This is a genomic window from Paenirhodobacter ferrireducens, assembly GCF_004022265.1.
In the GTDB taxonomy this organism is placed as follows: Bacteria; Pseudomonadota; Alphaproteobacteria; order Rhodobacterales; family Rhodobacteraceae; genus Rhodobacter; species Rhodobacter ferrireducens.
The window spans coordinates 1-12,691 of record NZ_SAVB01000019.1; the positions used below are offsets into that span (position 1 = coordinate 1).

Genomic DNA, 12,691 nt, shown 5'->3' on the forward strand with positions numbered 1-12,691 from the left:
GCCCCACGCCGCCCATGGCGGAAAGCCGCCCGCCGTGGTCTACTTCAACCAGATCGAAACCGACCAGCAGGCGCAGAGAGTAGCTTAAATCATCCCGGAAACTGTCCAAGGGATCGGGAGTAGCTCAGGGGGCCACGCCGACATAACGCCGCGAGGTTCGCGGCAGGCATGGTCTGACCACCTAAACTATCCGCGTTGTGCAATGGGCACCTCGATTGAGATACAAGCTGAAAGGACAGGCGAGATCTCTGGCGAAATTTGCCCTGACCGTCTTACCTTTCTCCCAGAAACTCGTCAAAAAGCGTTATTGAAGGCTGCGAATGCCCGTGACGGCAGCCGAAACAGGAATTCGATGTGACCGACGAACAGAAAAAGAAGCTGGAGCAGAAGCTCTGGGACATCGCTAACGAGCTGCGGGGGCGGATGGATGCGGATGAGTTCCGCGACTACATCCTGGGCTTCATCTTTTACAAATACCTTTCGGAGCGTCTGCACCTCTATGTCGACCAGGAGCTGCTGAAACCCGAGGGACTGACCTTCGCCACGCTGGACGAGACCGCGCAGGCCGACGTGCTGGCCGCCGTCAAGGACGCCTGTGTCGAGGCCTTGGGCTACTACCTCTCGCCGTCCGAGCTGTTCTCGGCGGTGGCGCAGCGCGGCGCGCAGCCGGGCGGGTTCATCCTGCAAGACCTCGCCGACACGCTCGACAACATCCAGAAATCTACCATGGGCAACGAGTCCGAGGAGGATTTCATCAACCTCTTCGAAGACCTCGACCTCAACTCCTCGAAGCTCGGGCGCACGAATGAGGCGCGCAACGCGCTGATCTCGAAAGTGCTTGGCCATCTCGACGCGATCGACTTCCAGCTCGGCAATACCGACTCCGACGTGCTGGGCGACGCCTATGAATACTTGATCGGCAAGTTCGCCTCTGGCGCGGGCAAGAAGGCGGGCGAGTTCTACACGCCGCAGCAGGTTTCGACCGTGCTGGCGAAGATCGTCACTACCGGCAAGAAACGCCTGCGCTCGGTCTATGATCCGACCTGCGGCTCGGCCTCCCTGCTGCTGCGGGTCGCGCGCGAGCTGAACTATTCCAACGCCAACAAGACGGTCGGTGATTTCTTCGGGCAGGAGCTGAACCGCACCACCTACAACCTCGCGCGGATGAATATGATCCTGCACGGGGTGCATTATTCCTCCTTCGACATCGCGCAGGAAGACACGCTCGAACATCCCCAGCACATCGGCCGGACCTTCGAGGCGATCGTGGCCAACCCGCCGTTCTCGGCGAAATGGTCGGCGGCGAAGATCTTCGAGAGCGACGACCGCTTTGCCGAGTTCGGCCGGATCGCCCCGGCGTCCAAGGCCGATTTCGCCTTCGTCCAGCATATGCTGCATCATCTGGACGAGGACGGCACCATGGCAGTAATCCTGCCGCATGGGGTGTTGTTCCGCGGTGGCGCAGAGGGCGATATTCGCAAATTCCTGATCGAGCGCAACTGGCTTGACGCGGTGATCGGACTGCCGGCGAACATCTTCTATGGCACTGGCATTCCGACCTGCATCCTGGTGTGCAAGAAATGCAAGGAGGCGGACGACGTGCTCTTCGTCGATGCCTCGACCTGTTTCGAGAAGGGCAAGAACCAGAACACGCTGGGCACGGGCGACGTGGCGCGGATCGTCGCGGCCTATCGCGACCGGGCCGAAGAGCCGCGCTTTGTCCATCGCGCCAGCCGCGCCGAGATCGAGGAGAACGAATTCAACCTGAACATCCCGCGCTATGTCGACACGTTCGAGCCCGAGGCGCGGGTGGATCTGGAGGCGGTCAGCGCCCGGGTGGCGGCGATAAACGTCGAGATGCAGGACATCGACAAGGAACTGGCGGCGTTCTGCGCCGAGCTGGGGCTGGAGGCGCCGCTGTGAGCGGGGCGGTGCCAGAGCTGCGCTTTCCGGGGTTTGCGGGGGAGTGGCAGACAAAGCCTTTTTCGAGCCTGCTTGAACGCGAAAGCAAGCCTATCGCAGTCGATCCCGACGCGGAATACCGCGAAATTGGCGTTCGTTCTCACGGCCGTGGAGTTTTTCACAAGGATCCAGTATCTGGGCGCGAGTTGGGCGACAAGCGCGTGTTTGAGGTCATCCCGGATACGCTTGTTCTGAACATCGTCTTTGCCTGGGAACAGGCTGTCGCGCTGACTTCCGAGGGCGAAGAGGGCTTCATTGCTTCGCATCGGTTTCCGATGTTCTCGGCGAAGAATGGACAGAGCGATCTGCACTTCATCCGCGAGTTGCTGCTGACACCGCGAGGTAAGGCTCTTCTTGAGATGGCATCTCCGGGTGGGGCGGGTCGCAACAAGACGCTCGGCCAAGATGCATTCATGAAGCTCAAGGCGCGTATTCCGTCTCGTGACGAACAACGGAAAATCGCGGGCTTCCTCGACACGGCGTCGCGCAAGATCGTGCTTCTCAAGGAGAAGAAAGGGGCGCTCACGGATTACAAGCGCGGGCTGATGCAGCGCCTGTTCTCGCGCGAGCTGCGCTTCAGGCGCGACGACGGCAGCGCCTTCCCGGCTTGGCAGGAGCGGCGGCTGGGGAATGTGGCACGCTTTTTCAAAGGCAAAGGTATCTCGAAGGCCGATATCTTAGAAGATGGTGCGTTGCCCTGCATTCGCTACGGAGAGATCTACACGCACTATCACGAGCGGATTTCTGAGGTCATTTCCAGAACCAACGAAGACCCCAAGACGCTATTTCTGAGCAAGCCCGGCGACGTCATCATTCCCGCCTCCGGGGAGGATCGCATGGATATGGCGCGAGCCTGTTGCGTCGAGCTCGGAGGGGTTGCGCTTGGCGGTGACATAAATGTTCTGCGCTCGTCTGTAGATGGCGACTTTCTCGCCTATTATCTGAACAACGCGCGTCGCCGAGAGATCGCCAATCTTGGACAAGGGGTTTCGGTCGTCCACCTGTATCCTTCGCAACTGCAATCGCTTACCGTCGAAATTCCCCACCCCGACGAACAACGCAAGATCGCCGCCGCGCTCTCGGTGCTGGATGCCAAGATCGACGCCACCGCCCGCAAGATTTCCGAACTGGAGGCCTTCAAGAAGGGCCTCCTGCAAAAGCTCTTCGTTTAAGGTAAGCCCATGACCTCCAGCCCCGTGCAATCCGAAGCCCAGCTCGAGGCCGCGCTGATCGAGCGGCTGGGTGACCTTGGCTGGGCCAAGGTCGAGATCCCGGATGCCGCGGCGCTACAGGCCAACCTGCGGGCGCAGTTGCAGGCGCATAACGGGCTGCAATTCTCGGACGGCGAATTCCGGGCTGTGCTGAACCACCTGTCCAAGGGCTCCACCTTCGACAAGGCGAAAACCCTGCGCGACCGGATGGCGCTGACCCGCGACGATGGCTCGACCGTCTACGTGCAGTTCTTCAACGGCCGGGAATGGTGCCGCAACCGCTATCAGGTCACCCATCAGGTGGTGCAGGAAGGCAGCTACAAGACCCGCTACGACGTGACGCTCTTGGTGAACGGGTTGCCGCTGGTGCAGATCGAGCTGAAGCGGCGCGGGGTCGAGCTGAAGGAAGCCTTCAACCAGATCAACCGCTATCACCGGCACAGCTTCTGGGCCGAAAGCGCGCTGTTCCAATACGTGCAGATTTTCGTGATCTCGAACGGGGTGAACACCAAGTATTTCGCCAACAACCGGCATCAGGATTTCAAGCAGACCTTCTTCTGGGCCGATGAGGAAAACGCGCCGATCACGCGGCTGGAGGCCTTTGCCGACGCTTTTCTGGAGAAATGCTTCGTCTCGAAGATGATCGCCAAATATGTGGTGCTGCACGAAAGCGACCAGGTGCTGATGGTGCTGCGGTCCTATCAGTATTACGCGGTCGAGCGGATCCTCGACCGGGTGATGAAGGGGCGCAAGAACGGCTATATCTGGCACACCACCGGCTCGGGCAAGACGCTGACCAGTTTCAAGGCGAGTCAGGTGATCGTCGAGAACCCGAAGGTGGCCAAGGTCGTGTTCGTGGTGGACCGCGCCGATCTCGATTACCAGACCACGCGGGAATTCAACTTCTTCTCGCCCGGCTCGGTCGACGGGACGGACAACACCGCCGCGCTGGTGCGCCAGCTGGCCGACCCCGAGGTGAAGCTGGTCGTCACCACGATCCAGAAGCTGAACACCGCGATCACCCGCGAACGCCATGCGGCTGCGATGGAAGAATTGAGGGACCAGCGGATCGTCTTCGTCTTCGACGAATGCCACCGCAGCCAGTTCGGCGATACGCACAAGAATATCGTGGCGTTCTTCTCGAAGGCGCAGATGTTCGGTTTCACCGGCACGCCGATCCTCAAGGAGAACGCGATCGGAAACCTTACGACGGCAAAGCTGTTCAGTGACTGCCTGCACCGCTACGTCATCACCGACGCGATCCGCGACGAGAACGTGCTGCGCTTTTCGGTCGAATATTGGGGCAAGCTGCGGGGCAAGGACGGCGCCGAGCTGACCGACGAGGAAGTGACCGGGCTCGACCTCAAGGAATTCTTCGAGAGCAAGAAGCGGATGGACGGCGTGGTTGACTGGATCATCGAGAATCACGACCGCAAGACCCACAATCGCGATTTTTCGGCGATCATGTGTTGCAGTTCGGTCGAGGCTCTGACGCGAACCTATGACGCTTTCGCTCGCAAGAAGGCCGCCGGTGCGCACAATCTGAAGGTGGCGACAATTTTCACCTTCGCCGCCAACGAGGAAGACGAGGACGCCAACGGGCTGATCGGGGAGCCCGACGTGACCGGCGGCCCGGTTAATCCGGCAACCCAGCACAGCCGCGACAAGCTGGCGGCTTATGTGTCCGATTACAACGCGATGTTCGGCACCGGCAACAGCGTGAAGGACGGCAACGCCTTCTACGTCTATTACAAGGCGCTGGCGAAGCGTATGAAGGCCCGTGACCGCAAGGATTTCGTGCCCGGAGAGGGGATCGACATCCTGCTGGTGGTGAACATGTTCCTCACCGGCTTCGATGCGAAGACCTGCAACACGCTCTACGTCGACAAAAACCTGCGCTATCACGGGCTGATCCAGGCGTTTTCGCGCACCAACCGGACGCTCGGCTCGAAGAAGTCGCAGGGCAATATCGTCTGCTTCCGCAACCTGAAGGAAAAGGTCGACGAGGCGATTGCGCTGTTTTCCAACAAGGACGCCGACGAGACGATCCTGGTCGCGCCCTATCAGGATTATGTCGATCGCTTCAACGAGGCGGCGATGGAGCTGCTGAAGATCGTGCCCTCGCCCGCGGCGGTGGACAGGCTGGAATCCGAAGACGACATCCTCGCCTTCGTGCGCGCTTTTCGCGAGCTGATCCGGATCCGCAACGTGCTGACCAGTTTCACCGAATTCAACGACGGCGACCTGATGCTCGACCCGCAGCGGTTCGAAGATTTCAAGAGCAAGTACCTGGACGTCTACGACCGGATGAAGGAGGCGAGCCCGGACGATCCGAAGGCATCGATCCTCGACGAAGTTGATTTCGAGCTGGAACTGATCCGGCGCGACAATATCAACGTGGCCTATATCCTCGCGCTGCTGGCCTCGGTCGCAGCGTCGCGTGACGATACCGAAGACGATGACGACGCGGCAAAGAAGACCAAGACCGTTCTGGATCTGCTCAACTCTGAACCGCGGCTGCGCAGCAAGCGTGAACTGATCGAAGAATTCATTGCGAGCTACCTGCCGACAATGAAGAACGCCGATCAGGTGCGCGAGGGCTTCTGCGACTATTGGGCCCAAAAGCGGGAAGCCGCCTTCGGGGTGATTTGTAGCGAGGAAAGGTTGGATCCCGCAGGTTTCACCGCCCTGCTGGAAGCCTACCAGTTCTCCGGCAAGCGGCCCATGACCGACGAAATCGTCGCCATCATGGAGGAGGCGCCGGGCATTCTGAAACGCAAGGCAACAGCGGAGAGGATCATCTCCCGGCTGGCCGACTTCCTGGAAACCTTCGACGAGGACATGGGCGAGATCGACGAGGACTGATGCTCTTATGTGGTACGAAGTGTGGTACGATAATTTTTTATATAAATTAATTTAAATAAATTCAATAATTTACGTTATTTATTTCCCAGACTATCTCTCCGCCACTTTCTCCTGATATATCAGTAAGTTCCCGTAACGGGTCCCCGGCATCTTGGGGCGTTGTGGCAGGGCGCGGAAAAGCGCGCGCGGAATTTCGCGCGGTGGCCGGAGCATTCCGGACAGGCGTGCCGCCGGCGCAGATCGCATCACCGCAAGCGGATCTTCGCCCGCCCCGCCTCAGCGCGACTCGGCCCCGCCTTCAGCAAGCTCCAGCAGCCGTGCCCCGCGCCCCGGCACCGCCAAGCCTCGCGACCACAGTCAGGCTGGCTGCGGAAAACGAAAACGGCCGCGGGGTCTCCCCCACGGCCGTTTCCGATGCCGCCCCGAAGCGATTACTCGGCCTTCGCGGCCTCGATCGAGATCGCGATGGTCACGTCGTCGCCGACATAGGGCGCATACATGCCCATGTCGAAATCGGTGCGCTTGACCGTCGTGGTGGCCTCGAAGCCGACCCACGGCTTCTTCATCATCGGGTGTTCGCCCATCTGGGTCATCGTGGCGTCCAGCACGACCGGCTTGGTGATGCCGTTCATCGTCAGATCGCCGGTGATCTTGCCGGTCTTCTCGCCGGTCACCTCGATCGAGGTCGACTTGAAGGTGATGTCGGGGTTCTTGTCGGCGCCGAAGAAGTCCTCGGTCAGGAAATGCGCGGTGCGCTCGTCCCAGCCGGTGAACAGCGACTTCGCCGGGAAGCTGACGGCAACCGAGCTGTCGGCCGGTTTCTCGGCGTCGAACATGATCTTGCCGTTGAAGCCCGAGAACATGCCGGTGGTGGTCGAGAAGCCGAGGTGGCTGTAGTGGAAGACGATCTGGCTGTGGCTCGGGTCGAGGTCATATTCGACCGGCTCGGCGACAGCGACGGTGGCAAGGCCGAGGGCGAGGCCGGCGGCGAGAAGAAGCGATTTCATGCGGGAGGACTCCGTGTTGCATGGGATGGCACCAAGATGCCGCCGCGGCAGGGTCGGCTCAATTCCACAGATCCAAACAGAATCTGTGCGCAGCCGCTCATAACCGGGGCGGAATAGGCGATTTCCCGCCCTTTCACCGACAGCTCGCGCGCAACACCACGATCTGATCGACCGCTCCGACCGCATTCGACATCCGCCGGTTGAAGGCCGGATCGAAGGGCGCGGCGGTGCAGCGGCCGTCGACGCGCAGCACCGAGGCCGCGATCTCGGCGCGCTTCGCCTCGCTCAGCCCGAGCTTGCGCCCGCACAGCCCCTTCGCGACCGCGCTCGCCGTGCAGATCGCCACGCCGCCGCGCGCCGGGCGATAGACCTCGCGCCCCATGATCTGCTTGAGCGTATAGACATCCGTGCCCTGCCGCTGCGCCTCGAAGGCCCAGTCGGCCTCGCTGACGCCCCTCGAGGGCACCGGGTCTTTCCAGACGAAGGTGAACAGCAGCACATCCGCGCGCTCGCCCGCCGGGCGGGGCAGCGTGAGCCAGCCGACGAGATAGTCGCCGACGGTCGCCTGCCCTCGCCGCCCGCCTGCGTGCCCCGCTTGTGGCAGCGCCCCGAGCAGCATCAGCGCCACCGCGAAACCACGAATGAAATGGGAAAACATCATATGCCTCATGCCGGAAATGACCGGGATGAGACCCGAGATGCAGGAAAGGCGCAACGCAAAAGGGCGCCCCGAGGGGCGCCCTTTCTCTCGCTGTCCCGGACGGGATCAGCAGGAGTAGTACATCTGGTACTCGATCGGGTGGGGCGTGTGCTCGTAGGCGTAGACTTCTTCCCACTTGAGCGCGGTGTAGCCCTCGATCAGGCCCTTGGTGAACACGTCGCCGGCGAGCAGGAAGTCGTGATCGGCTTCCAGCGCTTCCAGAGCCTCACGCAGCGAGCCGCAGACGGTCGGGATCGCGGCCAGTTCTTCCGGCGGCAGGTCGTAGAGGTCCTTGTCCGAGGCCGGGCCCGGGTCGATCTTGTTCTTGATGCCGTCGAGGCCGGCCATCATCAGCGCCGCGAAGGCGAGATAGGGGTTGGCCGCCGGATCGGGGAACCGGGCTTCGACGCGCTTGGCCTTCGGCGATTCGGTCCACGGAATACGGACGCAGCCCGAGCGGTTGCGGGCCGAATAGGCGCGCAGCACCGGGGCTTCGAAGCCCGGGATCAGACGCTTGTACGAGTTCGTCGACGGGTTGGTGAAGGCGTTCAGCGTCTTCGCGTGCTTCAGGATGCCACCGATGAAGTACAGCGCTTCCTGCGACAGATCGGCATATTTGTCGCCGGCGAAGAGCGGCTTGCCGTCCTTCCAGATCGACATGTTCACGTGCATGCCCGAACCGTTGTCGCCCTTCATCGGCTTCGGCATGAAGGTCACGGTCTTGCCGTAGGCGTGGGCCACGTTGTGGATCACGTATTTGTACTTCTGGATGTTGTCGGCCTGTTCGACCAGACCACCGAAGATCATGCCCAGCTCGTGCTGGCAGGTCGCGACCTCGTGGTGGTGCTTGTCGACCTTCATGCCCATGCGCTTCATGGTCGAGAGCATCTCGCCACGCAGGTCCTGGGCTTCGTCGACCGGGTTCACCGGGAAGTAGCCGCCCTTGTGGCCGGCGCGATGCGCGAGGTTGCCGGTCTCGATCAGGGTATCGGTGTTCCAGGCAGCAGCCTCGGCGTCGATCTCGTAGCCGACCTTGGCCGGAGTGACCGAGTAGCGCACGTCGTCGAAGATGAAGAATTCGGCTTCCGGGCCGAAGTAGGCGGCATCACCGATGCCCGAAGACTTCAGATAGGCTTCGGCCTTGTGGGCAACCTGACGCGGGCAGCGCTCATAGGCCTCGCCGGTGTCCGGCTCGACCACGTCGCAATGCACGCACATGGTCTTTTCGGCATAGAAGGGGTCGATGTAGACCGAGGCCGCATCGGGGATCAGCTTCATGTCGGACTGGTCGATCGACTTCCAGCCGGCGATCGACGAGCCGTCGAACATGAAGCCTTCCTCGAAGAAGTCCTCGTCGACGAGGTCGGCCACCAGCGTCACGTGCTGCAGCTTGCCGCGCGGGTCGGTGAAGCGGACGTCGACGTATTCGACTTCCTCCGCCTTCATCAGTTCGAGAGCTTTCTTGACTGCGCTCATTGCAAATAACCCTTTCCTTTGAGCATTGGGTATCCGGGCCAACGGCCCTGAATTTTCAGACCGCGTCGTCGCCGGTTTCACCGGTGCGGATGCGGATCGCCTGTTCCACGGGGGAGATGAAGATCTTGCCATCGCCGATCTTCTCGGTGCGGGCCGCAGAGATGATCGCCTCGACGGCAGCCTCGACCATCTCGTCGGGCAGCACCATCTCGATCTTCACCTTGGGCAGGAAATCCACGACATATTCGGCGCCGCGATAGAGCTCGGTATGGCCCTTCTGCCGGCCGAACCCCTTCACCTCGATCACCGAAAGCCCCTGGATCCCGGCTTCCTGAAGCGCTTCCTTCACTTCATCGAGCTTGAAGGGCTTAATGATCGCCTCAACCTTTTTCATACCGCCGACTCCCCCCTTCAGGTCTAGCCGAACCTCACTGACCACTTTCCAGCCGGGCTCGCAATCGGCTAGGCTGGAGCCGGGTCGAGCCGTCCGGCAATTCACAATGCGTCGCACAGTTTTTGTGCATGTGGCGCATTATAGCGGCGAAAAGAAAACAGTTCGAGGGGATTATGGCAGAAATTCTGACATCTGCCCAAATGCGCGCCGTCGAACGGGCGGCAATCGAGGCCGGACGGGTCAGCGGCCTTGCACTGATGGAGCGGGCGGGCGCAGGGGTGGTGGCGGCGATCCTCGAGACCTGGCCGGCACTTGCGGCCGCGGCCGCGCCGCCCTGCGCCGTGGTCCTGTGCGGGCCGGGCAACAACGGCGGTGACGGTTTTGTCGTGGCGCGGCGGCTGGCCGCCCGCGGCTGGCGCGTCGCGACCTATCTCCTGGGCACACCCGAGCGGCTGCCGCCCGATGCCCGGACGAATGCCGAGGCCTGGAGCGCCGCCCCCACAGCGCATGCCCTGCCCGCAGCGGCGCTTGCAGCCGGTGACTGGACGGAGTGCCGTGCCGGGGTGGTGATCGACGCTCTCTATGGCCTCGGCTTTCGCCCGCCGCTGCCTGCCGCCGCGGCCCAGATGCTGGCGACCGCCGGGCAGATCGTCGCCGCGCATCCCGAGGGGTGGAAACGCGTCGCGATCGACATCCCCTCCGGTCTTGCTGCCGACGCCCCTCCGCAGGTCGTCCCGGCCTGCGATCTTGTGGTCACCTTCCACCTCGAGAAACCCGTGCACCCTTCCCTGCGCGCCGCAGGCCTTGCCGTCACGACCGTGGACATCGGACTGTGATTCACCCTTTCCTCACCTTCCCTGCCCGCCCCTGCGCGCGAGCCATCGCCGGAGTCCCGACATGATCCGCCACATCACCCTGACCGAAGAGATGCGCGCCGCGCTGCGCAAGCCTGTCGAGGCCCACAAATACGGCCATGGCCATGCGCTGGTGCTGGCGGGCGGCGTCGGCCACGGCGGGGCGGCGCGGCTGGCCGCGCGCGCCGCGCTGCGGGTCGGCGCGGGGCTCGTCACGCTGCTGCCGCCACAGGCCGCGGTGTCGGAGAACGCCGCCCAGCTGACCGCGGTGATGCTGGCCGCCCTGCCCGACGGCTACAGCCTGCGCGGCAAGCTGCAGGACCCGCGGCTGAACGCGCTTCTGCTGGGTCCGGGGCTTGGCCTGCCGCGCGCGCAGGAGATGGTGCCCGCCGCCCTTTGGGCGAAACGCGCGACCGTGCTCGACGCCGATGCGCTCAGCGCCTTTGCCGCCGAGCCCGGCCAGCTCTTTGCCCAGCTGCATGAGAACGTGGTGCTGACCCCGCATCTGGGCGAGTTCGCCCGGCTCTTCCCCGACCTCGCCAAGGCGCTTGCCGCCGGGGTTCTGACCCGGGTCGAGGCCACGCGCGCGGCAGCCGACCGGGCGGGCTGCACGGTGCTGCTGAAAGGCGCCGAAACGGCGATCGCGGCGCCCAGCGGCGAGGCGGCGCTGCATCTGGCCACCGGCGCGCGCGCCGCCCCCTGGCTCGCCACCGCGGGCGCGGGCGATGTGCTGGCCGGCATCCTCACCGGCCTGCTCGCGCGCGGGTTCTCCGCCTACGAGGCAGCCTGCACCGGCGCCTGGCTGCATGTCGAGGCGGCGCGCAGCTTCGGCCCCGGCCTGATCGCCGAGGATCTGCCCGACGAGCTGCCGAAGGTGTTCCGCGCGATCCTGCTTTAGACCATAGCGACGAGCGGCGCGCAGCCGATCTCGACGCCGTCGGCATAGATGACCTCGGCCGCGTCGAAATGCAGGGCGAACAGGCGCACCTTCTCGGCGCCCTCACGGGCGATGAACTGCCCGTCGATCAGCCGCGAGACCTCGACCAGTGCCTCCTTGCGGCCAAAGAGCGCCTCGGCCCGCCAGTCGCGGAGCAGCACCTGCGTGCCCTCGCCCAGCAACAGCGCACGTTCGGGCCGATCATGGCCGAGCGCGCCGGGGGAGATCTGCACGAGCCCGCGCCGCGCCGGCATCGCCGTCGCGGCGCGCAGCCGACACACGCCCGAGCGGGTGATGACCCGGTCGCCCGGACCGAGATATTCGACCGGCAAAAGCCCGTCGAGCGTCGCCACCCGGGTGCCGAGCGCAATGCCGGCAAGACTGGCGCCGACGCCAGGATGAGGGGCGAAAACTATGGCGGAACGGCTGCCGGGCGCGGGCGCCCCCTGCAACTGCCGTCCCGAATGGGGCCTGTCCATCGGGTCTGTCCTGCTCGTTGTGCCTTTGAAGACGCGCCGTTTTCGGCTTTGTTTCGGGACGAGGTGTTCAGTCCCTGCATCTGGTAGATCGGGTTTAGGATGAATCTGCCGGGCTCGGATGTCCAGATCTTGCAGATGTATTCCTAGGGTGTGAGCCCGTTGATCCGTATTGAAGATCTCGGGCGCCGTGTCGCGCCTGTGCTTCCTCGACAGCCTCAGTGCAAAAACCCGCCTCCAGCGTCATCGACCCCCGCCATGCCAGGACACGCCGTGTGAACCAGGGTCGCGGCCGTCACCGGGCGGGGCTTGTGATAAACGCTGCCCCGGCTGATCCCCAGAACGATGCTCTGGCGCCTGACGCTCAGCTGTGCGGCAGGATCGATCATCTTTTTCCGCTCGGCAACAGACCCGCCTTGCCGAGCGCGCCGGACAAAAATCGTTCTCCAGCGTCAGCTCTCCAGTCTTCGCGTGCAGGGGCTTCACGTCGATCACGGGGGCGGCCTCTGCCTTCGGGGCTTCGCCGCCCCCCCCCCGGTCGCGCCGTCAAGCCGCGGATCGCGCCCCGCGCTTGATCTGGTTCGGGTGAGCGTCAAAATCCTGTGCCAGCTCGATCAGCCTTCGGGGGCTCACGCGGCCCCATTGGGGCCACGCTCCCCCTCACTCTCGCCCTTGATCGCGGCCATCGCCACTTTCGCCTTGAAAGCCGGGCTGTGGTTCCGGCGCGGTCGTCTTGCCATGCTCTTCGCCTCGCTTGCAGCATCATGCCACTGTTGCGCGGAAAATCCACTTATCCCGGCTGTTCAGAT

Annotated in this window: 10 protein-coding genes and 3 pseudogenes; 5 read left to right on the forward strand and 8 right to left on the reverse strand. The window is 63.2% G+C overall.

Annotation, left to right across the window (positions count from 1 at the left end; translation table 11 throughout):
* The first annotated feature begins 354 nt into the window (after positions 1-354).
* The 3 genes from EOW65_RS13390 to EOW65_RS13400 are packed head-to-tail and all read left to right on the forward strand — an operon-like array spanning position 355 to position 6,038.
* A complete protein-coding gene (locus EOW65_RS13390; RefSeq protein ID WP_128150236.1) occupies positions 355-1,923 on the forward strand; it encodes a type I restriction-modification system subunit M in 1,569 nt (522 codons plus the stop codon).
* Positions 1,920-3,134: a restriction endonuclease subunit S gene (locus EOW65_RS13395; RefSeq protein ID WP_128150238.1), complete on the forward strand. Its 1,215-nt coding sequence runs from the start codon at positions 1,920-1,922 to the stop codon at positions 3,132-3,134. Before EOW65_RS13390 ends, EOW65_RS13395 begins: the two co-directional genes overlap by 4 nt.
* 9 nt (positions 3,135-3,143) lie before the next feature.
* Positions 3,144-6,038: a type I restriction endonuclease subunit R gene (locus tag EOW65_RS13400; RefSeq protein ID WP_128150240.1), complete on the forward strand. Its 2,895-nt coding sequence runs from the start codon at positions 3,144-3,146 to the stop codon at positions 6,036-6,038.
* Between the two features lie 431 nt (positions 6,039-6,469).
* Here EOW65_RS13400 and EOW65_RS13405 read toward each other — a convergent pair whose 3' ends face one another.
* The 4 genes from EOW65_RS13405 to EOW65_RS13420 form a co-directional block, all read right to left on the reverse strand.
* Positions 6,470-7,045 carry a YceI family protein gene (locus tag EOW65_RS13405; RefSeq protein WP_121534667.1) on the reverse strand — a complete coding sequence of 192 codons (576 nt, stop codon included), beginning with the start codon at positions 7,043-7,045 and terminating at the stop codon, positions 6,470-6,472.
* Between the two features lie 133 nt (positions 7,046-7,178).
* On the reverse strand, positions 7,179-7,703 hold the full coding sequence (locus EOW65_RS13410) for a hypothetical protein (protein ID WP_128150242.1): 525 nt from the start codon (positions 7,701-7,703) through the stop codon (positions 7,179-7,181).
* A gap of 108 nt (positions 7,704-7,811) precedes the next feature.
* Positions 7,812-9,221 (reverse strand): type I glutamate--ammonia ligase, encoded by a 1,410-nt coding sequence (gene glnA / locus EOW65_RS13415; protein WP_128150244.1) that lies wholly within the window; start codon positions 9,219-9,221, stop codon positions 7,812-7,814.
* Between the two features lie 55 nt (positions 9,222-9,276).
* Positions 9,277-9,615, reverse strand: coding sequence for a P-II family nitrogen regulator (locus tag EOW65_RS13420; protein WP_113901462.1), 339 nt, complete (start codon positions 9,613-9,615; stop codon positions 9,277-9,279).
* Positions 9,616-9,815: 200 nt separating this feature from the next.
* Between EOW65_RS13420 and EOW65_RS20280 the strand changes: the two genes are divergently transcribed.
* Entirely contained in the window at positions 9,816-10,451 is a 636-nt protein-coding gene (locus EOW65_RS20280; protein ID WP_164880101.1) for an NAD(P)H-hydrate epimerase, read from the forward strand.
* Positions 10,452-10,512: 61 nt separating this feature from the next.
* Entirely contained in the window at positions 10,513-11,367 is an 855-nt protein-coding gene (locus EOW65_RS13430; RefSeq protein WP_128150248.1) for an NAD(P)H-hydrate dehydratase, read from the forward strand.
* On the opposite strand, the gene EOW65_RS13435 is transcribed toward EOW65_RS13430, so the two are convergent.
* The 4 genes and pseudogenes from EOW65_RS13435 to EOW65_RS20295 all read right to left on the reverse strand — a co-directional run.
* Positions 11,364-11,885 carry a Hint domain-containing protein gene (locus EOW65_RS13435; protein WP_128150250.1) on the reverse strand — a complete coding sequence of 174 codons (522 nt, stop codon included), beginning with the start codon at positions 11,883-11,885 and terminating at the stop codon, positions 11,364-11,366. The genes EOW65_RS13430 and EOW65_RS13435 overlap by 4 nt on opposite strands.
* Before the next feature lie 62 nt (positions 11,886-11,947).
* Positions 11,948-12,049, reverse strand: a pseudogene (locus tag EOW65_RS20490) (IS481 family transposase); the annotation flags it as partial.
* A pseudogene (locus tag EOW65_RS20290) lies at positions 12,045-12,165 on the reverse strand (IS3 family transposase); the annotation flags it as partial. The pseudogenes EOW65_RS20490 and EOW65_RS20290, both read right to left, overlap by 5 nt.
* A pseudogene (locus EOW65_RS20295) lies at positions 12,164-12,622 on the reverse strand (IS3 family transposase); the annotation flags it as partial. The pseudogenes EOW65_RS20295 and EOW65_RS20290, both read right to left, overlap by 2 nt.
* Positions 12,623-12,691: the final 69 nt, after the last annotated feature.